The following is a 26,181-nucleotide window of genomic DNA, read 5'->3' as shown; positions in this document are numbered from 1 at the left end:
GCGGCAGGCAGATCGCTTCCGACCCGATGGACAAGCCGAAATAAACTTCTAAATATATCAGCCATCGGAGATGACATGCGCGTTCGTCGCGCATGTCCGGAGGAGGTTTCCGCGATGGCTGCGCTGCATTTCAAGAACTTCGCCCTGCTCGAACCCGACCATGGCGAATTGCGCCAGGGCTACGAACTCCTCGTCGAAGGCGAGACGATCCGCGAACTCTCCGAGACCCCGATCAAGTCGGCGAAAGCCGAAACGATCGATTGCGGCGGCCGCACGCTGATGCCCGGCCTGATCGACAGCCATGTCCACGTCTTTCTCTCCGAGGTCGTGATCCGCAACCTCGAAAGCATGCCGCTGACCCTGATGACCGCGCGGGCCATCGGCCTGATGAAGGGCATGATCGACCGTGGCTTCACCTCGGTGCGCGACACCGGCGGGGCCGATTGGGGCATCAAGGAGGCTGTCGAAACGGGCCATGTCGCCGCGCCGCGCCTGTTCATCGCCGGCCAGGCCATCGGCCCGACAGGGGGCCATAGCGACCCGCGCCGGCGCACCGATTTCGGCACGCGCTGCCAGTGCTGCAACGCCATGGCCTATACGATGAACGTGTCGGACGGGGTCTCCTCGGTGCGCAAATCGGTGCGCGAGCAGATGCGGCTCGGCGCCGACCACATCAAGATCATGATGTCGGGCGGCGTCGCCAGCCCTTACGATCCGCTCGACTCCCTGCAATTCAGCCTCGACGAGGTCCGCGCCGCCGTTGACGAAGCCAAGGCCTTCGGCCGCTATGTCTGCGCCCACGCCTATACGCCGGAAGCCATCACCCGGGCCGCGCAATGCGGAGTGCGCGCCATCGAGCACGGCAATCTGATCGACGACGCATCGGCCAAGCTGATGGCCGAGAACAACATGTTCCTGACCGCCAATCTCGTCGCCTATTACGCGATGAAGGAACGCGCCGCCGAATTCGGCATGACCGGCGACATGCTGGCCAAGAACGACCTCGTCATCGATGGCGGCCTGCGCTCGCTGGAAATCTGCAAGCGTGCCGGCGTTCCCGTCGCCTATGGCAGCGATCTGCTCGGCCAGCTCCAGGTCGAGCAGTCCAGGGAATTCCTGCTGCGCCGCGAGGTGCTCTCCTCCATCGAGATCATCCGCTCCGCTACCACGGTCGGCGCGCAGCTCCTGCGCATGGACGGCAAGCTTGGCACGCTCCGTGCTGGAGCCTATGCGGACATGATCCTGGTCGATGGCGACCCGCTCAAGGACCTGACCCTCTTCCAGGGCCAGGGCGCCAAATTGCCGGTGATCATGAAGGGCGGCGTCTTCCACAAGAACACGCTGCACTGAACTGAAGCGGCCCGTCGAAGCAGCGCTTCGTCACGGACAATCGAAAAAATCGATGCCTAGGATAGGCAGGAGCAATCTTGACTGTTGGTAAGGCGAAACGCAGCCTCGCAACCGAACTCGATGCCAACGCAGAGGACGCCCTGATGACCCGCCAGACGCGATCGCTGGGAGCTACTGTTTGAGCACGCCCCGCACCAGTTTCGGCCGCATGGCCCTGAACGGCGCGGCCGGCCTGTCGCTCGGCTTCATCCTGCTACCGCTGATCTTCGTCACCTGGCTCGCCTTCTTCCGGCAGGAAATCCCGTCCTTCCCGCCGGAAGGCTATTCGCTGAAATGGTTTTCGGCGGTCCCCGGCAACAAGAATTTCGTCGAAGGCTTCGTACTCAGCCTTCAGGTCGGGGTGCTGGCGACGCTGATCGGGCTTCTGCTCGGCGTTCCCGCCAGCCTTGCGCTGGTGCGCCATCGCATCGCGCTCGGCCCTGCGGTCAACACGCTCCTGCTGCTGCCGCTGGTGATGCCCGGCATCGTGCTGGGCACCTCGCTCTACGTCTTCCAGATCGAGACCGAGATCGCCACCGGCCTGCCGCTGCTCGGCTCGCTCGCCGGGCTCGTCGCCGCGCACACGCTGGTGGTGGTGCCCTGGGTGGTGAGACTGGTCACGGCGAGCCTGCAGGGCTCCGACCGCAGCATCGAGGAAGCCGCGCAAAATCTCGGTGCCGGGCCGCTGACCACCTTCTGGCGCATCACGCTGCCGAGCATCAGGCCGGGCATCGTCGCGGCCGGCCTGTTCGGCTTCGTCACATCCTTCGGCAATCTCGAAATGAGCCTGTTCCTCGTCGGACCGGGCCGGATCACGCTGCCGATCGCCATCCTGCAATATCTCGAATGGAAGATCGATCCGACGGTCGCCGCGGCCTCGGTCATCCAGATCGTGCTGATCGGAGCCGCCATGATCATCACCGACCGCTACGTCAAACTAAGCCGGGTGGTCTGAAGCGATGGTAGAACAATAACGATGGCACGCCTTTCGATCGAGCATCTGAACAAGAAATACGGCGATCTCACCGTCGTCGACGACGTCACCATCGATATCGCCGATGGCGAATTCCTCGTGCTGCTCGGCCCTTCCGGCTGCGGCAAGACCACGACCCTGCGCATGGTCGCAGGCTTCGTGCCGCCCAGCGCCGGCAAGCTGACGATCGGCACGCGCGACGTCACCACCCTGCCGCCCTGGAAGCGCAATTGCGGGCTCGTCTTCCAGAGCTACGCTCTGTTCCCTCACATGACCGTGGCGGAAAACGTCGCCTTCGGCCTGGAAATGCGGAAGGTGTCGCCGGCCGATCGAGGGCCCCGCGTGGCAGAAGCGCTGCGGCTGGTTCAGCTCGCCGGCTTCGACGAACGTTATCCGCGCCAGCTGTCGGGCGGCCAGCAACAGCGCGTCGCATTGGCCCGCGCGCTCGCCATGGAGCCGGACGTGCTGCTGCTCGACGAGCCGCTCTCCAACCTCGACGCCAAGCTCCGGCAGGAGGTCCGCGTCGAGATCCGCGACCTGCAGCGCAAGCTCGGCCTGACCACGATCATGGTGACGCACGACCAGGAAGAGGCCCTGACCATGGCGGACCGTCTGGTGGTGATGGAAAAGGGCCAGGTCCGGCAGATCGGCACCCAGCGCGAGCTCTACGAAAAACCCGCCGACCGCTTCGTCGCCGGCTTCATCGGCCGCAGCGCCTTCCTCGATGGCGAGATCGCGGCGCCCGGCCGCTTCCGTACCAAGGGCGGGCTCGATATCGCCTGCGGCGCTGCCACAGCAACCGGCGCAGCCACCCTCGCCTTGCGCCCGGAGCGGATCGCCGTCGCCGACGAGGCCGCCGGCTGTGCCAACAGATTCGAGGCCAAGGTCGAGCATGCCTCCTATCTCGGTGCCCTGCTCGACATCCATGTCAGCCTCTCCGAGCACGACCGCATGCTGCTGCAGATCCCCAACCGCCAGGGCGCGGCCGAACCCAAGCCGGGCGAGACCATCACGATCGGCTGGGGGCAGGACGCCGGGCTGGTCTATCCGCGCGAAGACTGAATTTTTGCAAAGACGACATGACGCCTCGTCGGCGTCCAACAGGGGAGAATAAAATCATGACGACATTCGACAGGCGGGACATCCTGAAAGGCGCCGTTGCGGCGGCCCTGCTTCCGGCGTTGGGCGGCGCAGTTCATGCGCAGGCTGCCGGCAAGGTCGTGATCGGCACCTGGGGCGGCGATTATGCCCGGCTCCTGACCAAGAATATCGACGAACCCATCCTCAAGCCCAAGGGCATGGAGGTGCTGCAGGATCAGGCCGGCGACGCGCCCCGCCGCGCCAAGATGGTCGCCGAACGCCGCCTGCCGCGTGGCACGGTCGACGTCCAGGGCCTCTCGGCCGCCAATATGTACGAGATGAACGAGGCTGGCGTGGTCGAGACGCTCGACTATTCCAAGATCCCCAATGCCAAGAACCTGCTGCCGACGATGAAATACCCCTACGGCATCGGGCACATCTATTCCGGCAATGTGGTGATCTACAATCCCAAGATCATCTCCCCGGCCCCGACCGGCTTCAAGGACTGGCTCGATCCCAAGCACGGCAACAAGATCGGCTTCATCGACATCCAGTACCAGGCCATCATGGTCGCTGCCTCGATGGCCGCGACCGGCGGCAAGGACATGAACGACATGGATAAGGCCAAGGAGATGCTGATGGCGGTCAAGAAGGCCGGCGCCCGCGTCTACCCGACCAACGAGGCCTTCGCCCAGGCGATGAAGAACGAGGAAGTCGGCATCAGCGCGATCTGGAAGGCGCGCGTCGTGCAGTGGCAGAATGCGGGCATCCCCTGCGAGGCCGTCTCGCCCGTCGAAGGCATCCCGGCCTATGTCTCCGGCTTCGTCATCCAGAAAAACGCGCCCAACAAGGAGAACGCCTACGCCTATATGAATGCGATGCTGGAAAAGGCTCCGCAGGAAGCTTTTGCCGTCGATATGGGCTATAACGGCACCGTCACCGGCCTCAACGTCGCCCCCGACCTGCAAAAGCGCATCGGCTTTACCGAAGCCGAGGAGCGGACCCTGAAGGACCTCGACTACGGCTTCCTCGCCAAGAACGATTCCGCCATGAAGGAGTGGTGGGACAAGGTCTTCAAGAGCTGATCGTGCAACGATCGAGACGCGCCTACATGAGCGTTGCCCCACTCCCGTCATGGTCGGGCTTGTCCCGACCATCCATGTCTTGCGACGTGGATGGTGGCTGCGCGGTCTTGTGGCTGCGCGCTTGCTCGATCAGCAAGCAGTCGCAAGGGGTGGTTGGCCTCGAAGACGTGGATGGTCGGGACAAGCCCGACCATGACGGGTGGAACCCATGAGCACCGCCGCTCCCGAAGCCGTGGCAGGCGCGCGCACCGGACTTGCCGGCGCGCTCGTCGTCCCCGCGACCATCTTCGTCGCGATCGGGCTGCTGGGCCCGATTGCGATCCTGTTCCGCTATTCGCTGAATCAGTTCATCCCCGGCCAGTTCATGGTCGACGGGCTGACGATCGAGAACTACGTCAAGTTTTTCACCGACCCCTATTACATCAACGTGCTCGTCCGCACGGTGCGCGTCGCGGTGATCTGCACGCTTGCCTGCCTGATCATGGGCTTCCCGCTGGCCTATGTGATCGCGCGCACCCAGAGCCGCTTCAAGAACCTGCTGGTCATGCTGATCGTGCTGCCGCTATTCGTCGGCAACGCCGTGCGTGCCGCCGGCTGGATGACCGTTTTCGGCAATCGCGGCGCCTTCAACGCCTCGCTGATGGGGCTTGGCCTGATCGACCAGCCCATCGAAATCATGTTCACCGAAACGGCTGTTCTGATCGGCATCATCGCGGTCAATCTGCCCTTCATGGTGCTGACCCTGCAAAGCGTGATCGAGGGCATTCCGCGCAATGTCGAGGAAGCTGCCTTCAGCCTGGGCGCCGGCCCCTCGGCCATGTTCCGCCGCGTGCTTTGGCCGCTCGCGCTGCCCGGCATCCTCGCGGGCACGATCCTGACCTTCATCCTGGCGATGAACGCCTACGCCACGCCGGTGCTGCTCGGGGGACCGAAATTCCAGATGATGGGACCCTTGGTCTACGGCCAGTTCGCGCAGCAGAACAACTGGCCCTTCGGCGGCGCGATCTCCTTCATCCTGATGACCGCCACCATCCTGCTGACCGTCGCGGCGCATCTCATCGTGCAGCGGCGCTATCGGTGAACGCAAAAGGGCTGTGGCGCTTGGCCGCTATAGCTCCGACATCCGGCATACTGGTCAAGCGCCACGCCTGGCTCTAAGACCATCGACCCGGATATCGTATCCGTGCCGATGATCTAGCTCTTTGTTTTTGCATCGGCTTTTCCCGAAAACCGCATTCCACTTTTCGGGCCGATGCTCTAAGCCTTCGTCCATGACGCTCTCAAACTCCCTCGTCCCCATCGCGCTCGGCGCCGTCGCCCTGGTGCTTCTGCTCGGGCTCGGCAACATGCTGCGCGGCGGCAGCGCCAACACCTCGCAGAAGCTGATGCGGCTGCGGGTCGTGCTGCAATTCGTCGCGATCCTGATCATCGTCTTCGTGATGTGGTGGCGCAGCGGCTGAACTGCGGCCTTGGCGCATCGGCCCGAAAAGTGGAATGCGGTTTTCGGAAGAAGCCGATGCGAAATCAAAGGCGTACGGCCCGCGCGAGCAAGCTCTTGATTTGCCGTGGATAACTGCGCGATCGAATCGTTGACGCAACGTCATGATAACGTCGTCGCCATATTCCAGACACGAGTCTATGTGCTTCGTTAACGCTCACCTCGCCGACAAAAAGAATACATCGCCCATGGTTCGCGTTGCGTTGCCGCTCCTTGCCGGCCTTCTGGCTGCCTCCTCGTCCTGGGCGCAGTCTCAGCCTCTTCCGGCCGGAGTCTCCAGCTACGCCCCGGCAACCGAGCCACGTCCCCCCTCCTGGGAGGCTCGTGTCGGCGGCGCCGTCGCCAATCCCGGCGGCCGGGAAAGCGGGCTGCTCAATTTCAGCGGCGAGGTTCTGACCCCCCGCGTCTTCACCCTGAACGACCGGATCGCCGCGACTTTCGTGCCGCGCTTCAATCTCGGCTCCAGCATCAATTTGAACGGCACGCGCTATGCCTATGCCGGGGCGACCTGGACGGTCGACCTGACCAAGACCGTCTTCGTCGAGGCGAGCCTCGGCGCCGCCCTGAACGACGGCAAGACCGGGCCGATCATTCCGGAAAACCGGCTCAATGTCGGCTGCAATGCCGGCACGCGCGAGGCCGCCGCTCTGGGCGTGCGCCTCAGCGATCGCTGGAGCCTCGTCGCCACGCTTGAGCACTTCAGCGCCGCCGGCTGCTCCGATACCGACAAGCCGCGCGGCCCCGCCAATGTCGGCGCACGCCTCGGCTACACGTTCTGACAGCGGCGCCCCGCAGGGTAGTCGATAAGACCGCTTCCGTTGCCGCAGCGCCGCGCTATAACGCGGTCATGGTCAAGCTCAACCGCATCTATACCCGCACCGGCGACGATGGCACGACCGGGCTCACGACCGGCCCGCGCCGGCCGAAATTCGATCTGCGGGTCGCAGCCTACGGTACGGTCGACGAGACCAATGCCTGTATCGGGATGGCCAGGCTTCACACATCCAGCGAAGACGCCGATGTCGACGCCATGCTCGGCCGCATCAGCAATGACCTCTTCGATCTCGGCGCCGATCTCTCGACCCCCGACACCGGCAAGTCGCTGGCTTTCGAGCCCCTGCGCATCGCGCAGGCCCAGGTCGACCGAATCGAGGCGGAGATCGACGCGCTGAATGCTTCGCTTGCGCCGCTGCGCTCCTTCGTCCTGCCCGGCGGCACGCCGGGTGCCGTACACCTCCATCTCGCACGCACGGTGAGCAGGCGGGCCGAACGGCTGATGACGGAACTCGCGCAGACGCCTGACGAGATCGTGGCGCCGCCAGCCCTGAAATACATCAACCGTCTGTCCGATTTCCTGTTCGTCGCCTCGCGCTTCCTCAATGCCAAAGCCGGTGGCGACGTGCTCTGGATTCCCGGACAGAACCGCTAGAATCGGATACGAAAAAGTGAGAACCGGCTTTTCGCATCGATGCTGCCCAGGCTCATTTTAGGACCCCGCGATGTTCGTGCCCCTGCATGATGGCGTCCCGCTTCGCTTCATGCGCACGCCCTATATCACCTACGCCCTGGTCTGCGTCTGCATCATCCTGCAGGTCGTGATGGCCCTGTCCTCCCATGGCGAACGCGACATCGCGATCATGGCGGGCTTCGGCATGATCCCGTCCGTCCTGTTCGGCACCGCGCAACTGCCTGAAAGCCTGCTGCAGGCTCCGGTCCTGTTGACGTTGTTCACCAACATCTTGCTGCATGCGAGCTTCGCGCATCTGGTCGGCAACATGCTCTTCCTCTGGGTCTTCGGCGACAATGTCGAGGATGCGATGGGCCATCTGCGCTTCGTGCTGTTTTTCTTCATTTGCGGCCTCGGCGGCTCGGTCCTGCACGCGCTGATGAACCCGGCCTCCGAGCAGCCGCTGATCGGCGCGTCGGGCGCGATCTCGGGCGTGATCGCCTCCTATCTGATGCTTTACCCGCAGGTCCGGATCTGGGGCCTCGCCTTCAAATGGATCCCCCTGCATGTCCCGGCCATGTATGCGCTCGGGGGCTGGATCCTGTTCCAGATCGTCGCCGCGGTCTTCGATCCGCAAGGCAATGTCGGCTGGTGGGCGCATCTGGGAGGGCTGGCCACGGGAGCGGCCCTGACGCCGTTCTTCATCCATCGCGGCGTCACCCTGTTCGGACGTGTTGCCCGTGGGTGAGCAGCGCGGTTTTGCCATCCCCGCCGTAACCCTGGCGGCGTTGACAAGCGCAAACGGGCGTCGTTACGGTCCCTCCGCATTCCAGCCGAGAGCCGCGATGCCGTCCACCCGCCGATCGACGCGGCGCGGCCCCGTATTTGATCTCTTCTGAACGGTGATTTGACGATGAAGATCCTTGTGCCCGTGAAGCGGGTTGTCGACTACAACGTTAAGATCCGCGTGAAGGCGGACGGCTCTGGCGTCGAGCTTGCGAATGTGAAGATGTCGATGAACCCCTTCGACGAGATCGCGGTCGAAGAGGCGCTGCGCCTGAAGGAAGCCGGCAAGGCGACCGAGGTCGTCGTGGTCTCGATCGGCCCGGCGCAGGCCGCCGAGACGATCCGCACCGGGTTGGCGATGGGCGCCGATCGCGGCATCCTCGTGAAGGTCGATGGCGTGGTCGAGCCGCTGGCGGTGGCCAAGCTGCTGCAGAAGCTGGTGGCGCAGGAAAGCCCGCAGCTCGTGATCCTCGGCAAACAGGCGATCGATGACGATGCCAACCAGACCGGCCAGATGCTGGCGGCGCTGCTGGGCTGGTCGCAGGGCACCTTCGCCTCGAAGGTCGCGCTGGGCGCTGACAGCGTCGACGTCACCCGCGAAGTCGATGGCGGCCTGCAGACGGTCAGCCTGAAGCTCCCGGCGATCGTCACCACCGATCTGCGCCTGAACGAGCCGCGCTACGCCTCGCTGCCCAACATCATGAAGGCGAAAAAGAAGCCGCTCGACGAGACCACGGCCGAGGCGCTTGGCGTCGATGTCGCCCCGCGTCTCAAGGTGCTGAACACGCGCGAGCCGGCGGGACGCTCGGCCGGCGTCAAGGTCGGCTCCGTCGCCGAGCTGGTTTCCAAGCTGAAGAACGAAGCAGGAGTTCTCTGAGATCATGACGACGCTGCTTCTCGCCAAACACGACAACAACACCCTCAACGAAGCCACCCGCAAGGCGCTGACCGCAGCCATTGCGCTGGGCGCGCCCGTGCATGTGCTGGTCGCCGGGCATAATGCCAAGGCTGTGGCCGATGCGGCAGCCAGGCTCGATGGCGTCGAGAAGGTGCTGCTCGCCGACGACGCGGCCTATGAGCATCGTCTCGCAGAGCCGCTGGCCGACCTCATCGTCTCGCTGGCCGGCCCCTATGACGCGCTGGTCGCGCCGGGCACCACGACCGGCAAGAACGTGATGCCGCGCGTCGCCGCCCTGCTCGACGTGATGCAGGTCTCGGAAGTGACCAAAATCATCTCTCCCGACACGTTCGAGCGGCCGATCTATGCCGGCAACGCCATCCAGACCGTGCAGTCGAGCGATGCCAAGAAGGTCCTGACCATCCGCGGCGCCTCCTTCGCGGCCGCCGGCGACGGCAGCGCCGCAGCCCCGGTCGAGACGGTCGCAGCCGCCGGCAATGCCGGCCTCTCGACCTTCAAGGGCGAGGAGGTCGCCAAATCCGACCGTCCGGAGCTCGCTTCGGCCAGGATCATCATCTCGGGCGGGCGCGCTTTGGCCTCCTCGGAGAACTTCACCAAGGTGATCGAGCCTGTCGCCGACCGGCTGGGCGCGGCCATGGGCGCCTCGCGCGCCGCGGTCGATGCCGGCTATGCGCCCAATGACTGGCAGGTCGGCCAGACCGGCAAGGTCGTGGCGCCCGATCTCTACATCGCGGTCGGCATCTCCGGCGCGATCCAGCATCTCGCCGGGATGAAGGACTCGAAGGTCATCGTCGCCATCAACAAGGACGAGGAGGCGCCGATCTTCCAGGTCGCCGATTACGGCCTCGTCGGCGACCTCTTCACCATCCTCCCCGAGCTCGACGCCGAACTCGCCAAGCTCGGCAAATAGGCTCGCAAGCTGGGCGCGCAGGTGCGCCGCTACACATGACAACCGGGCTGCCGCTAAGGCGGCCCGCGCCGCCTTCCGAATCCGGAGCGGCGCCACCTAAAGATGGATCAGACAATGTCGGACCAGACGATCAGGACGATCGGCATCATCGGCGCAGGCCAAATGGGCAATGGCATCGCTCATGTCGCGGCCGTCGCCGGGTTCGACGTCAGGCTCCATGACGTCGCCGAGGAGCGCATCAAGGCAGCGCTGGCGACCATCGACGGCAATATGGCCCGGCAGGTCGCCAAGGGCGCGATCGGCGACGAGATCCGCCGCAACGCCATGGCCAAGATCGTCGCCGCACCGAAGCTCGAAGGCCTCGGCGATTGCGATCTCGTCATCGAGGCCGCGACCGAAAGCGAAGAGACCAAGCGCAAGATTTTCACCGCCGTCTGCCAGCACATCAAGCCGGAGACGATGCTGGCCTCCAACACCTCGTCGATCTCGATCACCCGGCTCGCCGCAGCGACCGACCGGCCCGAGCGCTTCATCGGCATTCACTTCATGAACCCCGTGCCGATCATGCAGCTTGTCGAGCTGATTCGCGGCATCGCCACCGACGACCAGACCTTCGAGCTCGCCAAGGAGTTCGTCGGCAAGCTGCACAAGACGGTCTCGGTATCCGAGGATTTCCCGGCGTTCATCGTCAACCGCATCCTGCTGCCGATGATCAACGAAGCGGTCTACACGCTCTATGAGGGCGTCGGCTCCGTCGAGGCGATTGATACGGCGATGAAGCTCGGCGCCAACCACCCGATGGGTCCGCTGCAGCTCGCCGACTTCATCGGCCTCGATACCTGCCTCTCCGTGATGCAGGTGCTCCATGACGGCCTGGCCGATTCGAAATACCGCCCCTGCCCGCTCCTGGTGAAATATGTCGAGGCCGGCTGGCTCGGCCGCAAAGCCAAGCGCGGCTTCTACGATTATCGCGGCGAAAAGCCGGTTCCGACGCGCTGATAGCAAAGCCTCGCTAACGCAAGAAATTACGCCGTCATCCCGGGCGAAGCGGAGCGAAGACCCGGGATCCATGCCGGATCGCGAACGAATGGTGCTCGGGAATGGATCCCGGGTCTCCCTTCGGTCGCCCGGGATGACAGGGGTGTTGATCCCATCATGAAATCGCTTGCGCCATAACCGCACATAGTAACGCCGCACGCTCTTCACATTCCTGTCGTCTCGCGCTTACATTGATGTCCGAGCGGGATTCGTCCCGTTTGACGAAGCGGAGGTGCGGCGGGTTTGACGGCGCATGTAATGCATCCGATGGCCTCGCCGGACGGTTGCCCGGCGCTGGTCCTTAATGCCGATTTTCGGCCCCTGAGCTATTATCCTCTCTCCTTATGGAGTTGGCAGGACGCGATAAAGGCGGTCTTCATGGACCGCGTGAACATAGTTTCTGAATACGACACTATAGTGCACAGTCCCAGCTTCAACATGCGGCTGCCCTCGGTCGTCTCGCTGAAGACTTACATCAAGCCTTCGCGCACTCCGGCCTTCACGCGCTTCAACGTCTTCCTGCGCGACCGTTTCTCCTGCCAGTACTGCAACTCCCGCGACGACCTCACCTTCGATCATGTCATTCCCCGCTCGAAGGGCGGGCTGACGACCTGGGAGAATGTCGTGGCGGCCTGCTCGCCCTGCAATCTGCGCAAGGGCGACAAGATGCCGATGGTCGTCGACATGCTGCCGATGCAGAAGCCCTTCGCGCCGACGGTCAACGACCTGCACCGCAACGGCAAGCTCTTCCCGCCAAACTATCTGCACGAAAGCTGGCTCGATTATCTCTACTGGGATTCCGAGCTGGAGCCGTGAGCCGGCTTGACGACCGGGCAGGCACTGTCTTGTATCTGCGGCAGAGTTTTGCGCGTGACGGCCGATTCTTGCCCATGACGGCAGAGTCCTGCGCATGACCGCGGACACCTGCCTCAGAGGACGATGATGACCGGCTTGGACCAGTGGCTCGATCAGCACCATGCGGAGCTGACCGCGATCAGACGCGACATTCACGCTCATCCGGAGCTCGGCCTCGAGGAACATCGCACCGCCGCCCTGGTCGCGGCAAAGCTGCGCGAATGGGGCGTCGAGGTCACCGAGGGCGTGGGCGGCACCGGTGTCGTCGGCGTGATCCGGGGCCGGAAGCCCGGCCAGGGCGCGGTGGGCCTGCGTGCCGACATGGACTGCCTCGCCTTGAACGAGGAGACCGGCCTGCCCTACGCCTCACGCCATCCCGGACGGATGCATGCCTGCGGCCATGACGGGCACACCACGATGCTGCTCGGCGCGGCCGGCTATCTCGCCGCCAATCCCGATTTCGGCGGCACGCTGAACCTGATCTTCCAGCCGGCCGAGGAAGGTCGCGGCGGTGCGGTCGCGATGCTGCAGGACGGGCTGTTCGAGCGCTTCCCCTGCGATGCCATCTACGGCCTGCACAACTCACCGGGCATGGCCGCCTCGAGCTTCGGAACCTGCAACGGGCCGATGCTGGCGGCCGCCGACAGTTGGGCGGTGACATTCCGCGGCGTTGGCGGACATGGCGGCTCCCAGCCGCATCTCTCGACCGACATCACCTATGCCCAGGCCCATTTCGTGCTCGGCCTGCAGGGCATCGTCGGCCGCAATATCGCTCCGCTCGATACGGCGGTGATCAGCGTCGGCTATGTCCATGCCGGCTCGACCGAAGCGTCCAATGTCGTGCCGTCCGAACTCGTGATCGGCGGCACGGCCCGCAGCTACTCGCCGGACGTCCGCGCCCTGATCGAGCGCCGCATCGCCGAGCTCGCCACGGCCACCGCGCAGGCCTGGGGCTGCACCGCCGAGGCATCCTATCATCGTGGGCCCAGTGCCTTGCTCAATCAGGCGGACCAGGTCCTGGTGGCCCTTGCGGCGGCCACGAACGCGGTCGGCGCAGCCAAGGTCAATGGCAGCCTGAGGCCCGGAACCGGCGGCGAGGACTTCGCCGAGATGATGCAGATCAGGCCCGGCGCCTTCATGCGGATAGGCAATGGCGTCGAGGCGGATGGCAGCTTCAAGGGGCTGCACACCCCGCTTTACGATTTCAACGACGAGATCATCCCCGACGGCGTCCGCTACTGGGTCAATATCGTCAAGGAAGAGCTCGGGCAGGGCTGGCAGGCCGCCGCGGCCTGATTTTAGAGCTTGATACGCTCAGGTGGAATCAGAGGGCGGGTCATCCCGGACAAGCGGCTTTAGCCGCGGAGACCCGGGATGACCACCGAGATCAACCTAAACGCGGTACGCTCTAAGCGCGCTGCCCGCGGGCCAGCCCGTACAGCGCCGCAACCAGCAGGCCAAGCGACGCGAGCGCGTTCCAGCCTGCAAGCGACAGTCCGAGGAAGCGCCAGGCGGCCTCGGAGCAGGCGACGACACGCGTCGTCTGCAACTGCTTCATGAAGTCCTGAACGCCGGGCGCAGCAGGGCCTGCGGCTCCGCCGCAATCGTTGGGACCGATGAACCAGCCCCATTCGACGCCAGAATGATAAAAGCCAAGCCAGGTGCTCCACGCCATCAGCCCCGCCAGTCCGAGCAAGACGAACCATTGCAGCCGGGTCGACCGGGCCAGCACGAGCCCGGCAAAGGCGAGTCCGATCGCGGCATAATGCGGCAGGCGCTGTTCGAGGCACAGCTTGCAGGGCCTGAGGCCCCAGACCAGCTCGAAGAACCACGCCCCCGCGATCAGCGCGAGGCAGGCCAACCCGATCAGCAAAATCAACCGGGAGGGCGAAACGACGCGCTCTGCGCGTCGCGCTACGTCGATGGATGAGGACGTCATGGGCTCGGGCTCAGCAGGAGAGAAACTGCCCAGACCCTGCAACCAGCTTGAGGCCGAAATAAAGCAGGATCAGCGCTGCGGCGGCCGCGGCGGCGATCACTTTCAGGCGACGTTCGATGAAATGGCGGATCGTCTCGCCATAGCGCCGCAGCAGGAAGGCCAGCGCGAAGAAGCGGGCGCCGCGCGCCAGGATGCAGGAGAGCACGAAGAAGGCGAGGCCGATATGGGCGGCGCCGGCCAGGATGGTCACGACCTTGATCGGCGGCAGATGCGCCAGCCCAGAGGTGGTGAGCAGCATCAAAAGCAGCTGCTTGTCGCCGTGGACGCAAGCCTGCAGCGCCTCAAAAGCTCCGAGCTTGCCGTAGAAGGCCAGCACCGGCTTGGCGAGCGCCTCGAAGGCATAATATCCGAGCGCATAGCCGGCGATGCCGCCAAGCGTGGAGAACACTGTCGCGATCAGGGCCAGGCGATAGGCCCGGGCCGGGCGCGCCAGCGCCATCGGCACGAACAGCACATCGGCCGGGATCAGGAAGAACGAGCTTTCGATAAAGGCGACGATTGCCAGCCAGAGCGCGGCTCGCGGCCTTGCGGCCAGCGACATGGTCCATTCGTAAAGGCGCTTGATCATGCCGCTGCTCTAGCGGCAGGGCATTGGCGCGTCCATCTGTCGAATGCTGTTTTTCACTGCATCACGGCAGATTGACCGCGAACGATCGATCGCTATAGTCCGCCCCGCCCGCAAGGGGCCCCTGTGGCGGAATTGGTAGACGCGCTCGACTCAAAAAGTGGTTTGTCTACCAAGAGACAGAATGCCGCGACGCCCCGTTTCTCTTTAGATTTGAGTTACTTATACCGATTGTAATGCGACGAGTGCACCGCGGCTTGGTTGGTCTAGGTGCAGAATAGGTGCACAGCGAAGGAGCAGGTACGGCGGTGAGAGAGTGCGCTTTGCGGCTCTCGTTATGCTGGACGCATGGCCGTTCACGGCTGCTTGCAGCCCGACCCGCTCCAGCAGGTCCGCGACCTTGTCCCTCGCCTGCCGGTGCGGTGAGGCCGTGGATGACCAGCGGTTCGGCGATCGCTGCGCCGACCGTGTCGCGGGGTTGAGGCTGCCGAACGGGTCCTGGAAGATCATCTGGATGCGCCTGGGCTGCTCGCGCAGCTTGTCGGCGCCCAGCTTCAGCACATCCACGCCGTCGAGGCGGACCGAACCGGCCTCCGGTTCGACCAGCCGCAGCAAGGAGCGCCCGGTGGTCGACTTGCCGCAGCCGGATTCGCCGACCAGCGCCAGCGTCTCGCCGGCCTGGACGCTGAAGGAGACGTTCTCGACCGCATGGACCCGGCCCGTGATCCGGCCGCGGATGGCGGAATGGATTGGAAAGCGCGTCGTCAGATTGCTGACCTGAAGGAGGGGGCGCTCCTGGTCCTTCACGGTGTCCGGCACCTCCGTGGGAATGTCCGACGTGCCGGTACTGCGATCCACGATCGGGAAGCGCATGGGCCGCGCACGGCCGTTCATAGAGCCGAGCTTCGGCACCGCCGCGAGCAGCGCCTTGGTGTAGGGATGTTGCGGCTGTCGGAAGATATCGGCAGTGGTACCGGCCTCTACTACCTCGCCATTGTACATCACCACGGTCCGGTCGGCGGTCTCGGCGACCACGCCCATGTCGCGGGCGACGAAGAGGATCGCCATGCCCTCTTCCTTCTGAAGATCCTTGATGAACTCGAGAATCTGCGGCTGGATCGTGACGTCCAGCGCCGAGCAGGGTTGCGGGAGGGAAAAGCTGGGATCCTTGTCGAATTTCAATGATTGAACATGTCATCGCGATTGCTCCGGCGATGGCGAAGACGGCACGCCGTACCTTGCGAGGATGGCTCTGCGCTTTTGTTGATCGTCGGTGGGTTCGGAAGCTCAATCCGTCGGAGGCCGGTTGTTCCGGCCTGGTTGACGCACGGGATTTCCGCGGCGAGATGGCTGGCCCTGCGGCGGGCGGGAAAGCAGTCAGCTCAAGCCTGGAGTTCCAGGCGCTCTCCCGACGCTGAAACGATGACGGCCCGCCCCTCTCCGAGCCGGCGAAGCGCCTGTTCGATGCGCTCGGGCGCCATCAGGCTGAAGGCGGTGGACAAGGCGTCGGCCGTCGTCGCGGTCGGCGTCGTGACGGTCACCGATCTGTGCAGGTGCGCGCAGGCGCCGGTCCGCGGGTCAAACAAATGATTGAAGCGTCCGGCAGGGTCGAAGCGGAAGCCATAGGCCCCGGATGTGGCGACCGCCTGGTCGACCACGTCCAGCGTCGTGCCCAAGCGGTCGGGCTGGTCCGGATCCGCAACCCCGATCCGCCAAGGCGTACCGTCTCGGCGCGCGCCGAGCGCTCGGCTCTCGCCCATGTCCACCAGGCTGCTCTCGATACCTTCCCGGCGCAGAAGGGTGACGACCCGGTCGGTCGCAAAGCCTTGGGCGATACCGTTCAGGGTGAGGGCCATTCCGGACCGGTGAAGAACGATCCGGTCCTCGTTGAAGCCGACCCGGTCGAAGCCGACACGGGCAAGGGCGGCGCGCAGGGCCGGTGCCGGCGGGCCCTGTGGATCGGCGCCGGGTCGGGAGAAGTGATCCCGGAAGAGCGTCCACAGCGCCTGCACCGTTGGGTCGAAGCCGCCACCAGTTAGTTCGAAATAACGGCGGCAATCCGCCAGAAGCGCCACGAGCTCGGCCGGCGGCGCGACGAGCATGCCCTGGCGATTGAGCACCGACAGTGCCGAATCGTCCCGGTAGAGGCTGAACACCTGTTCGAGCCGGCGCACCTCCGCCAGGGAACGCTCGATCAGCCGGCGTGCAGCGGCCTCGTCATGGTGGTGGATCTGCAGCGTCGCGGCAGCGCCCATGACCCGGCCCTGCCAGGTCACGAACCGGGCCTGCGCCTCTGCCTTGCCGCCGAACGGAAGGAGGTCCAGCCCGGCCGCGGCGGCGGAGATCCCGATGAAGCGCCTGCGCGAGAGAGGAATAGACATCGCGGCCCCCTAATCGAGATGTCCGGCCTTCGACACAGCAGGCGCGGCCTGTCCGTTGTCCCGGCCGCCTTCGCCATCGTCCGGCTCTGCTGGCCCAGCACCGCTGCCAAGGATATAATCCTTCGGCATCTCAGGAAACGCCACGACGCGGCCGCCGTTTTCCGAGGCAAATTTCTCCGCCGCGCCCCTCTCCGAGAACGGCACGGCTTCGTCAGCCCCCATGCCGCCCTTCATCCGGCTCCCGATCACGAACGAGGCCTTTCGGGCATCGATCCAGTTGGCCGATCCCGGCTCTTCCCAGCTCGGCGCCTTGCCCATGTCGGAGACGTAGATGGCCCGGATGTCCTTTGCCTCCTCCGGCAGCATGGTGAAGGAGAGCGTGTCGCGGGCCGACGAGAACCAGACCGGCTGGAGCCGGCTCGCGAGGATGATCTGGCCCTTCGGCCCGGGATGTTCCAGCACATTCATCCCGCAATAGTGGCCCATTGCCTGCCGCGTCAGCTCGTGGGGCGGCGGCTGGGCTTCGGCGGCTTTCTGATCGTTGCAGCCAGTCAGAGCGAAGGCCGCGAATAAGATCGCGGCAAAGGCAAGTATCCTCATAGTTCTCTCCTTGAGAAAGCGATCGCCGCGAGCATGAGCGGGACAAGTGCCCAAGCTACGAGCGCAGCCAGGAGAACCGGCGGACTCAGAGTGGATGTTTGCGCAACACCGGCCATCCCCGAAAAGGCGCTGACATTGCCGGATCCGGTGAGATTGAAGAGCCGATAGGCATCGGTGGGATTGAGCAGCAGCAGCGCGTTCAGGGCCACGCCCGAGACCGTTTGTCCCTGATCCAGAACCAGGACGCCGAGCAGGGCCATGTCGTAGATCAGCACGAACATGAGCCAGATGCCGATGGCGATGCCGGCCGCCGTACCGCGCTCCCGGACGAGAGCGCTGACCAGGTACCCGACAGCGATGAACGCGGCCCCGAGCAGTATCGAGGAGCCGATCATGAAGGCGAAGGCGGCCCAGCTCTGAGCGTCGATGGCAGCTCCGGTCGCGACCAGCGCGCCCGCGGCGGCCCCGTATCCGACCAAGGTCGCGAAGGCCAAGATCGCAAGATGCCCAGCGAATTTGCCGAGCAGAACCTGCCAGCGCGCCACCGGATAGCTCAGCAGCAGCAGCATGGTGCCGCGCTCCATCTCTCCCACGATGGCATCGTGGGAGATCAGCAGGGCGATCAGGGGCAGCAGGAAGATGGTGAGGCTGGACAGGCTCACGATCACTACGTCGAGGGCCCGCACGCCGACATTTCCGGTCGGCGCGCTTCCCAGGAATGTGAGCGTGAGGGCGAGAGCCGCTAGTAGCAGGGTCGTGGCGAGAACCCAGCGGTTCCGGAGCCCCTCCTGGATCTCCTTGCGGGCAACGATCAGGATGTTCCTCATCGCAGAGCCTCCTGCGAACGGAGAAAATGAGCGTAAAGCTCGTCGAGGGTCGGCGGCGAGATATCGACATCCTCGACCGGTGCGCCGACGGCAGTGGCGCGCCGCAGCAACTCGATCTTCTGATCGGGACTTGCGTCGATCTCGAGCACGCGCCCATTGACGCGACGCCATTCGCCGAGGGGGCCGAGCCAGCATGGAACGTCCGCCAGCCCCGAATCCGCGACCTTCAGGCGGATGCGCGTCGGCAGGCGGGCGATGTGGCGTAGCTCATCAAGGCTGCCGTCGGCGACCTTGACGCCCCGGTTCATGATCACCACACGTCCGGCGCGCTCTTCCAGTTCGGTCAGGGCATGCGAGGAGAGCAAAACCATTGTGCCGTGCCCCCGCAACTCCTCGATAATCTCGTAGAAGCTCTGGCGCAGCGCGGGATCGAGACCTGTGGTCGGCTCGTCGAGGAGCAAGATGCGCGGCTCGCCCAGCAGCGCCTGCGCCAGCCCCAGGCGCTGTCGCATTCCCTTGGAATAGGTGCCGACCCGGCGACCGGCGGCGTGGCTGAGGCCGACCCGCTCCAGCAGCGGCGCGACGGCGGCGCTGCTTTCGCGCTTGAGGCGGGCGTAGAAAGCGAGGGTCTCGCTGCCGGTCAGCGCCGAATTGAACGACACGTTCTCCGGCAGGTAGCCGAGGTGGCGGCGCGCAGCGAATTCGCCTGCCGCCGGATCTTCCCCCAGCACCCTGATGCTCCCACTCGATGGGCGGATCAGGCCGAGCATGAGCTTCAGCAGCGTGGTCTTGCCGGCGCCGTTATGGCCGACAAGAGCGATCGTCTCGCCTTCCGGCAGTTCGAAGCAGACGTCGCGGACAGCCTCGAGCTTGCCAAAGCGCTTTGAGACGTTGCGGATCTCGACGGTGCCGGTCATGGCCGAGCTCCCTGGGCGAGCTTCGGGCGTGCCGGCTGCGCCATCAGCGGATGGCTATCGACCACCCCGCCGGGCAGCAGGGCCGGGAACTGCGCCTGGGCCCAGCGGATCACCTGCACGGCGGGCGAATTGGCGAGCACCTTCGCCTGGGGCGCGGTCCAGAGCACCTTGTCCATCAGGTCGTTCGGCCGGTAGGCGCTGTCGCCAAGGCCGTCACCGTTGAGGTCGAAGGCGGGATTGTCGCTCCAGAAATTGCCGCGACCACCCTTCGACCAGTCGAGATAGCGTGTCCCGACATATTTCACCTGGTTTTGGTTCTTCACGAAGGCATTGCCGGCGATCTCGTTGCCTTCCGACCCTGCCGTGAAATGAATCCCGATTTCGCAGCCCCCGAACCAGTTGTCGCGGAAGCGGTTCCGATTGGCGTTGTAGATGAAGACGCATTTGCCCGGGCCGCTGCGGGCACCGGCGGCGGCAAGCGGTTCGACCTCGCCGGCCAGCGGCAGGCCGTGTTCGCGCGCCTCATTCGTGCGCATGCCCGATGTCGCCCAGCGCTCAGCCGACTGCAGCCGGCCGAGCACGGCGTTCCCGCTGATGTGCGAGCCGTTTGCGTAGTTGAAGAGGAAGCCATGGTCGCGGTCGCCGTCGGAGACGTTGCCGCTGACCTTCAGCCGATGCGAGTACATGATCGCGAACCCAACCGTGTTCCCGGTCGATACGTTATCGCTGATCTCACTGTCATTTGTGTACATGTAGTGGACCGCGAAGCGCAGGTCGCGGAAGCGGTTGCCGCTGAAGACGTTGTTCTTGCTGGCAATCGAGAAGATGCCGTCGCGGCCGAAGGAGACGTCGTTGTCGAGCACTTTGGCACCCGTCGCGTTCCAAACCGAGATACCATTGCCGGCTTCGTTGACGCGACCTTCCTTGAAGCCGACGATCGTGTTGCCCCGTGCGATCGAGCTCTCCGCTCCGTGCAGGTATATTCCGTAGAGGTTGCTCTCGATCCGGTTCCCTTCGACGAGCGCACCGGTTGCGGATTTCTCCACGAACACGCCCGAGTCCAGTTTTTCCGCGTCAGTGCCAGAGCCGCGAATGGTGAGGCCGCGCACCACGGCGCGCGGAGCCGAAACCGTGACGACGCTTCCCCGCCCGACACCCTTCAGGAGTGCCCCCGGCTCGCCCTCCAGGACGAGCGTCCTGCCGAGCCGGACGGGCGCCTGATGTTCGCCGCTCTGCAGCACGATGACGTCGTCATCGGACGCCCGGTCGATGACGGATTGAAGGTCCTTGCTGCCCGGCGCAACGACAATCCGTTCTGCGCGGCAAGGCAGGGTGAGGCTGGCGGCAAATAATGCCGCCAGCCCCAGGCGCACGATGGTGCGGACGAACTGCATGCTCAGCTCGCTTGCGGCTCGACGAACATCCGGCCCTTCATTTCCATGTGCATCGCATGGCAGAACCAAGTGCAATAGTACCAGTAGAGGCCGGGCTTATCGGCTTTGAACGTCACCGACGCCGTTGCTTGCGGGGCGACTTCCATGCTGATGCCGTAGTTCACGATGGCGAAGCCGTGCGTCAGGTCTTCGACCTCGTCGATATTGGTGACGTAGACCGTGACCTCGTCGCCCAGCTTGACCTCGAAACTGTCGAGGCCGAAGGCTGGCGCCGACGAAATCATGTAGACCCTCACCTTGGTGCCGTCGCGGACCACCTTCGAATCCGCCATCAGGTCGACGCCGTCGGCCTTGGCCTGGCGCACGGCGTCGGCGAAGAAGGCATCGTCACGCTTCCAGCTATTGACGGGATTGATCTTGGACCGGTGGACGACCGTGGCGTCATGCGGCTCGGCGAAGCTCGGGCCGTCGTGCACGATCACCATCCGGTCGCCCGAAATGTCGATCAGCTGATCGTTCTCGGGCTTGAGCGGGCCGACGTTGAGAAACCGGTCCTTCGAGAATTTGTTAAGAGAGATCAGCCACTTGCCGTCCGCCTCTTTGGTCTGGCCCATCGAGGTGTGATTGTGCCCAGGCTGATAATGGACGTCGAGTTTCTGGAGGACGGGATTGACCTTCTCGCCCTTGTAGGCGCGCTTGGCGAGATCGATGTTCCACTTGGCGACCTGGCTGTCGAGGAACAGCGTGGTGTAGGCGTTGCCTTTGCCATCATAGGCCGTGTGGAGAGGGCCCAGCCCCAGTTCGGGCTCCGCCACGACGACGTCCCTCGGCTTGATCTTGTCGTCGAACAAGTCATCGAACTTGCGGACGTCGAACACCGTCGCGGTGGGAGAGAGCTTGCCGTTGGCGACGACGTGGATCCCGTCCGGCGCGGTATTGATGCCATGCGGACTGTTGGCGACCGGTACGTAGCGCGTGAGCGGCGACCCGGCGCGACCATCCAGCACCGGCACGCCGCCAATCTCCTTGAACTCGCCCTTCTTCACCGCCTCTTCGATGCGCTTGAGGTTGAAGATGACGACCCAGTCCTGTTCCTTGGCCATCATCTCGGCCAACGTCACGCCGCCCTCGGAATTGTAGCAGGTGGCGAAGGCGTATTTGCCCTGGTAGTCCGCATCGACGTTGTCGAGATTGCCGTCGACCATGATTTGCCAGGCCACCTTCATGCTGTCACCGTCGACCGCGGTGAAGATGGAGCGATATGACTTCGGGTCCGCCATGGTCAGGCCGTCATTGGGCATGGGAACACCGTCCTCGCCATTGGCGAAGACGTATCCCGTCCTCGGATACTTCTGCACCCGCAGGCCGTGGACCGTGTGCTGGTTGGGAAGCTGGAGGATCTTGTCGCATTTCATGACGTCGAGCCGGATGCGGCAGACGCGCGTGTTCAACTTGTCGTTGGCGAAGAGGTAGCGACCGTCATAGGTGCCGTCGGTGAAGGAGAGATGCGGGTGATGGAGGTCGCCGTTCAGGTAGGTGCCGCCCTTGTCCTTCAGGAACTCGCGGTTCTCGGGCGTCAGGCCTTCGGTGAGGATCTTGAGGCTTTCGTTGGTCTGGCCCCAGCCTGTCGCGCTGCAGCGATTGAAGACCGGGATCCGCATCAGCTCACGCATGGAGGGGCAGCCGACGACGCGAATCTCGCCACACTGCCCGCTCGAGAAGAACGTGTAGTATTCGTCGAGTTCGCCGGGTTTGACTTCGTATTTGTTGGCAACCGCAGGCCGTGCCGCTTGAGCGGCGGGCCGAGTCTGCGCCTCTGCGGAGGTGATGGCGCCAGTCTGCGACAACGTGATCCCGCCGGCGACGCCCGCGGCTCCAACCGCACCAACTGCAGCGGTTGTTCCGAGCATATCGCGCCGACTCAGTCCCTTCCTTGTGCTTTCCTCTGACATCGAACTCTCCTCGTTGCTCATGTGTCTGTGGCCGGGGCGTTGGCTGCCGTACCGGCTTCCCGAATCGGCTGCCCCATGTGGGTGAAGATCGGTGTAGCGGTGCCCGGTCTGCCTTCCTTGATCTGGCGCATAGAAGGCGACGAAAGTGCCTCGCGCTTTTCGCGCTTCAGCCGAACCTGGATCATGTGCGGACAGCGGTGATCGTCGTGGTACAGTTCCTGGCAATGCATGCAGTAGATGCACTCGTTGACGTTGATCTGCCCCTCCGGGTGGATCGCCTGCACCGGGCACTCGTTGGCGCAACGCTGGCAGGGTGATCCGCATTCGGGCCAGCGCTTCAACCACTCAAACATGCGGATACGGCCGGGGATCGCCAGAGCGGCTCCGAGCGGGCAGAGATAGCGACAGAAGAAGCGCTCGATGAACAAACCAGCCGCGAGCAGCGTCAGCGCATAGATCACGAAGGGCCAGTCGCGGACGAATTTTAGGATAATGGCCGTCTTGAACGGCTCAACCTCGGCGAGCACCTCTGCAAGCGCAACCGAATAAAGGGACAGGCCAAACAGGCCGAGGAAGATGATATACTTGATCGGCCAGAGCCGTTCATGGAGGCCCCATGGCACTTTGATCTGGGGGACCTTGAGCCACTGGGCGATGTTGTTGATCAGTTCCTGCAGCGCCCCGAACGGGCAGAGCCAGCCGCAAAAGGGACCGCGCCCCCAGAACAGCAGCGCCACGGCAATGGCAGCCCAGAGGATGAAGATCAGGGGCGCGGCGAGGAAGAACTCCCAGTTGAAACCCGAGATCAAGGCGTTGGTGAAGGTCAAGACATTGACCACCGAGAGCTGCGCGTTAGCGTACCAGCCGAGCCACACCAGCGTGAAGGTCAGGTAGCCGCGACGCACCCAGACGAAGATTGTCGGCCGTCGCACCAATGCGTCCTGGAAAAAAAAGATGCCCGTCAGCACTAAGATCGCGAAGGCCGCAATCCCGATTGAGACCGTGTCACCCTTCCAGATCCTCTGCCAAAGCGGCTCGTCCAGTTCGCCGCCAAGGATGCCGGCGTCAGCCTCTCCGGCTGGTTTCCGATCCTGAACGCGCTCGCCACCAGGTGCCGCGGCCAGGGGCGCCTGCCGAGCCGCGGGCGCCTCGATACGCAAATAGCGATCGGGAAGCGTGTAGCCGAGCTCGTAGTTCAGAAAGGCCTTGTCGCGGGCACCCGTACTGCGCTGGACCAGTACCTGCAGCTGCCACGGCTCGGCCAGGTCGAGCTTGAACTCCTCGGGCACGACGAACAGGGCGATCTCGCGCAGATCCGGCGCTCCGTCCGCTGAGATGGCACCCAAACGGGAGTGATTTCGGTCGCGGAAACGGGTGCTTTGCCCGTCTTGGACGAGCTCGACGCGGTCGAAGATGCCGCCGCGGACGTACCCCGAGCCCTTGAAGGAATAGGCGCCGTCCCCGGCGACAACGATCGCCTGCTGGCCCGGCTTCAGCCGAGCGCGCAGCTGCTCAAAGGCCGCGTCCCCCAGAAGGCTGCGTCCGATCGTCGGTACGCTCACGGGCGCCAGGTAGAGGTCGATGAACGGATCGTTCGCATCACCCGGCTCGGGGTTGTCGGCAGCGGCCTGGTTTCCGGCCTTCGCGAAGGCCTCGCTGACCTCGCCGATGGTGAGGGAGAGGCGACGCACCGAGCCGTCGCCCAGAAGCGTTTCCCAGTCGCGCAGCTCACTTCTCTCGAGATCGACCGTCTTCACGGCCGGAGCCGCCGCAGCGGATCCCGGCTGTCGGCCGGAGCCGAGCCGACCGCTCTTGATCAGGCGAACGGCAGAGCGCACGACGCTGTCGCCCATGACCAGCACCGTCACGGTGGCGCCGCTGACGATGTCGACCTGCGGAGGGCGCTCTGCCCCGACGGCGACGGCTCCGAGGTCTTTCCCGATGAGCCGGTTCATCGCCTCGATGATGCGCCGCTCGGGAATGCCGATCAGGACGATCGGCTCCTTGTGATCGACCAGCTTCAGGCCGCGAACGACGCCCTGCGGGTCGATGCCGATGAGCATGTGGATCGGCTTCCCGGAATAGCCCGTCGCATTCGCGAAATCGGAATTCAGATAGACGAAGCCGAGGAGCTGATCGCCCTTGTAGGCAGGAACCAGCGGCGGGTCGCCCTGCGCGAGACCGAAGCGGTCCGCCTCAGCGAAGAACTCGGCGGGTTGGGCTTTTGAGAGGAACTCTTGCACGCGGCCGGCGGCCATGGCCTGCCCGGCGAGGGTGAGCATGAACGTGGCGGCCAGGAGGATCGCAGCTCGCAGGAGCCGCGAGGACGCGATGAGGTGCAGCTTGCGAGGCGACGGCGAGTAAACCAACAGGGATCGTCCTATCTGAACGCATGTTCCTGAACGGAAAAAAGCAGTGCCAACCCTGTGAAGCCGGGCCGGTTCCCCTGCAGCTAAGTCAATCCTGCAAGTCGGCACGACGGCGCCCACCGGGTCGAGATGGGATAAGAAGCGCTTCGATCCGGGCGTACGTTGATCTACCGCAAATCAGCGATTGCGGATTCGATCTCAAACTCCCGACGCCGGATCTGCTGGCTTCAGGAGAGTGCGATGTCGCGTTTGAAGACCGAGCCGCCGGCTCCGGTGAGGACACTGGAGGAGCTGTTCGCGATCGCCCATGCGATGGAGCACGAGGCGGCGGTGCGCTATGCTGAAATAGCAGAGCGGATGGCCCACCAGGGCAACCCTGCCTTGGCGGACGTGTTCACGCGCCTTTCAACCGACGAGCAGGGGCATCTTGCCAATGTCGCGCACTGGTCGGAACGGCTGCGGGGAGCGGCCCCCAATCCGGCGCTGATCCGGTGGCGGGCGCCGGACACCTTCGATGACGAGGGTGCTTCGACGACGGATCCCTGGCTTCTGACCGCCTACCGCGCCCTGGCGATGGCAGTACGCAACGAGGAACGTGCATTCGCCTTTTGGAGCTACGTCGCGGCGCAGGCGGGCTCGCCCGAGATTCAGCATGCAGCGGAAGCGATGGCGCATGAAGAACTCGGCCATGTCGCCACCCTCCGACGCGAGCGTCGGCGCACGTTCCATGCCACCCGGGCCGAGGCCGGCAGCGACGCCGCCAATGCCGGGCCCGTTCAGGACGCCGCCTCTCTCGAGCGCCTGCTAGCCGATCTCCTCGATCCGCTCGCTGTTGAAGCGCCACACGCCGGGCGCGCGCGCCTGAAGGCATTTGCCGAGGAGGCAAGACGGCACGCCCTGGAGCTTGATCGTTCACCGATCAGCACGCCTGCCAGCTCGCTTCTGCCGGCACTCCCGGCCAGCGCCGTCAGCCTGGCCGAGCTTCTGGCCGAGCGGTACCTCGACGCCGCCGACAGCCTGCGCGACGAAGGGGAGCTGGCGCGCGTTCAGGCGCTCGCCGGCCGCGCCGTCGCCCGTCTCGCCTGGTTGAGGTCGGATCTGCCGGAGTTGGAGGGCGCCTGGCAATCCAGGTGACATCGCACAGCGGCTCGAGCTCAAGGGCTTCCTGACGAGCGGCCGGGAGCATCGACGTAGAAT

Annotated in this window: 25 protein-coding genes; 15 read left to right on the top strand and 10 right to left on the bottom strand. The window is 64.6% G+C overall.

Going from position 1 to position 26,181, the window contains the following annotated elements:
• Positions 1-114 precede the first annotated feature (114 nt).
• The 14 genes from C4S73_RS15160 to C4S73_RS15095 all read left to right on the top strand — a co-directional run bounded on the left by C4S73_RS15160 (position 115) and on the right by C4S73_RS15095 (position 13,276).
• Complete coding sequence (locus tag C4S73_RS15160) at positions 115-1,350, top strand: metal-dependent hydrolase family protein (RefSeq protein ID WP_103873365.1); 1,236 nt, start codon at positions 115-117, stop codon at positions 1,348-1,350.
• Between the two features lie 178 nt (positions 1,351-1,528).
• Positions 1,529-2,344: an ABC transporter permease gene (locus tag C4S73_RS15155; RefSeq protein ID WP_244595613.1), complete on the top strand. Its 816-nt coding sequence runs from the start codon at positions 1,529-1,531 to the stop codon at positions 2,342-2,344.
• A 21-nt stretch (positions 2,345-2,365) separates the two neighbouring features.
• On the top strand, positions 2,366-3,424 hold the full coding sequence (locus C4S73_RS15150) for an ABC transporter ATP-binding protein (RefSeq protein WP_103873364.1): 1,059 nt from the start codon (positions 2,366-2,368) through the stop codon (positions 3,422-3,424).
• 56 nt (positions 3,425-3,480) lie between these two features.
• Positions 3,481-4,527, top strand: coding sequence for an extracellular solute-binding protein (locus tag C4S73_RS15145; RefSeq protein ID WP_160115786.1), 1,047 nt, complete (start codon positions 3,481-3,483; stop codon positions 4,525-4,527).
• Positions 4,528-4,735: 208 nt separating this feature from the next.
• Entirely contained in the window at positions 4,736-5,608 is an 873-nt protein-coding gene (locus C4S73_RS15140) for an ABC transporter permease (protein ID WP_103873362.1), read from the top strand.
• A gap of 190 nt (positions 5,609-5,798) precedes the next feature.
• The gene (locus C4S73_RS15135; protein WP_103873361.1) at positions 5,799-5,987 is read left to right on the top strand and encodes a twin transmembrane helix small protein; all 189 of its coding nucleotides are present in this window, start codon (positions 5,799-5,801) and stop codon (positions 5,985-5,987) included.
• A gap of 226 nt (positions 5,988-6,213) precedes the next feature.
• Positions 6,214-6,804 carry an acyloxyacyl hydrolase gene (locus C4S73_RS15130; RefSeq protein ID WP_160115785.1) on the top strand — a complete coding sequence of 197 codons (591 nt, stop codon included), beginning with the start codon at positions 6,214-6,216 and terminating at the stop codon, positions 6,802-6,804.
• Between the two features lie 68 nt (positions 6,805-6,872).
• A complete protein-coding gene (locus tag C4S73_RS15125; protein ID WP_103873359.1) occupies positions 6,873-7,454 on the top strand; it encodes a cob(I)yrinic acid a,c-diamide adenosyltransferase in 582 nt (193 codons plus the stop codon).
• A 70-nt stretch (positions 7,455-7,524) separates the two neighbouring features.
• Positions 7,525-8,220 carry a rhomboid family intramembrane serine protease gene (locus C4S73_RS15120; protein WP_103873358.1) on the top strand — a complete coding sequence of 232 codons (696 nt, stop codon included), beginning with the start codon at positions 7,525-7,527 and terminating at the stop codon, positions 8,218-8,220.
• Positions 8,221-8,385: 165 nt separating this feature from the next.
• The gene (locus tag C4S73_RS15115; RefSeq protein WP_103873357.1) at positions 8,386-9,135 is read left to right on the top strand and encodes an electron transfer flavoprotein subunit beta/FixA family protein; all 750 of its coding nucleotides are present in this window, start codon (positions 8,386-8,388) and stop codon (positions 9,133-9,135) included.
• A 4-nt stretch (positions 9,136-9,139) separates the two neighbouring features.
• Positions 9,140-10,087, top strand: a complete 948-nt coding sequence (locus C4S73_RS15110; protein WP_103873356.1) for an electron transfer flavoprotein subunit alpha/FixB family protein — start codon at positions 9,140-9,142, stop codon at positions 10,085-10,087.
• Between the two features lie 114 nt (positions 10,088-10,201).
• Complete coding sequence (locus C4S73_RS15105; protein ID WP_103873602.1) at positions 10,202-11,086, top strand: 3-hydroxybutyryl-CoA dehydrogenase; 885 nt, start codon at positions 10,202-10,204, stop codon at positions 11,084-11,086.
• A 297-nt stretch (positions 11,087-11,383) separates the two neighbouring features.
• Entirely contained in the window at positions 11,384-11,941 is a 558-nt protein-coding gene (locus tag C4S73_RS15100) for an HNH endonuclease (protein WP_103873355.1), read from the top strand.
• Between the two features lie 126 nt (positions 11,942-12,067).
• Positions 12,068-13,276, top strand: a complete 1,209-nt coding sequence (locus C4S73_RS15095; protein WP_200828026.1) for an amidohydrolase — start codon at positions 12,068-12,070, stop codon at positions 13,274-13,276.
• Between the two features lie 112 nt (positions 13,277-13,388).
• Here C4S73_RS15095 and C4S73_RS15090 read toward each other — a convergent pair whose 3' ends face one another.
• The 10 genes from C4S73_RS15090 to C4S73_RS15045 form a co-directional block, all read right to left on the bottom strand.
• The gene (locus C4S73_RS15090; RefSeq protein WP_103873353.1) at positions 13,389-13,919 is read right to left on the bottom strand and encodes a disulfide bond formation protein B; all 531 of its coding nucleotides are present in this window, start codon (positions 13,917-13,919) and stop codon (positions 13,389-13,391) included.
• Between the two features lie 10 nt (positions 13,920-13,929).
• Complete coding sequence (locus tag C4S73_RS15085; RefSeq protein WP_103873352.1) at positions 13,930-14,547, bottom strand: YqaA family protein; 618 nt, start codon at positions 14,545-14,547, stop codon at positions 13,930-13,932.
• Positions 14,548-14,766: 219 nt separating this feature from the next.
• Entirely contained in the window at positions 14,767-15,726 is a 960-nt protein-coding gene (locus tag C4S73_RS28920) for an ATP-binding cassette domain-containing protein (protein ID WP_280177602.1), read from the bottom strand.
• A gap of 200 nt (positions 15,727-15,926) precedes the next feature.
• The gene (locus C4S73_RS15075; protein WP_103873351.1) at positions 15,927-16,925 is read right to left on the bottom strand and encodes an FAD:protein FMN transferase; all 999 of its coding nucleotides are present in this window, start codon (positions 16,923-16,925) and stop codon (positions 15,927-15,929) included.
• A gap of 9 nt (positions 16,926-16,934) precedes the next feature.
• Positions 16,935-17,525: a nitrous oxide reductase accessory protein NosL gene (locus C4S73_RS15070; RefSeq protein ID WP_103873350.1), complete on the bottom strand. Its 591-nt coding sequence runs from the start codon at positions 17,523-17,525 to the stop codon at positions 16,935-16,937.
• Positions 17,522-18,352 carry an ABC transporter permease gene (locus C4S73_RS15065; protein ID WP_103873349.1) on the bottom strand — a complete coding sequence of 277 codons (831 nt, stop codon included), beginning with the start codon at positions 18,350-18,352 and terminating at the stop codon, positions 17,522-17,524. Before C4S73_RS15065 ends, C4S73_RS15070 begins: the two co-directional genes overlap by 4 nt.
• A complete protein-coding gene (locus C4S73_RS15060) occupies positions 18,349-19,269 on the bottom strand; it encodes an ABC transporter ATP-binding protein (protein ID WP_103873348.1) in 921 nt (306 codons plus the stop codon). The genes C4S73_RS15065 and C4S73_RS15060 overlap by 4 nt, the downstream gene beginning before the upstream one ends.
• Positions 19,266-20,663, bottom strand: coding sequence for a nitrous oxide reductase family maturation protein NosD (locus C4S73_RS15055; RefSeq protein WP_103873347.1), 1,398 nt, complete (start codon positions 20,661-20,663; stop codon positions 19,266-19,268). Before C4S73_RS15055 ends, C4S73_RS15060 begins: the two co-directional genes overlap by 4 nt.
• Before the next feature lie 2 nt (positions 20,664-20,665).
• Entirely contained in the window at positions 20,666-22,615 is a 1,950-nt protein-coding gene (gene nosZ, locus C4S73_RS15050) for a TAT-dependent nitrous-oxide reductase (protein WP_103873346.1), read from the bottom strand.
• A gap of 17 nt (positions 22,616-22,632) precedes the next feature.
• Entirely contained in the window at positions 22,633-24,897 is a 2,265-nt protein-coding gene (locus tag C4S73_RS15045; protein ID WP_244595628.1) for a NosR/NirI family protein, read from the bottom strand.
• Positions 24,898-25,224: 327 nt separating this feature from the next.
• Here C4S73_RS15045 and C4S73_RS15040 point away from each other — a divergent pair, with 327 nt between their 5' ends.
• Positions 25,225-26,118, top strand: coding sequence for a ferritin-like domain-containing protein (locus C4S73_RS15040; protein ID WP_103873600.1), 894 nt, complete (start codon positions 25,225-25,227; stop codon positions 26,116-26,118).
• The last annotated feature ends 63 nt before the right edge of the window (positions 26,119-26,181 follow it).

This window comes from Allobosea lathyri (assembly GCF_900108245.1).
Taxonomy (GTDB): domain Bacteria; phylum Pseudomonadota; class Alphaproteobacteria; order Rhizobiales; family Beijerinckiaceae; genus Allobosea; species Allobosea lathyri.
This window is presented reverse-complemented; position numbering and strand designations above follow the sequence as displayed.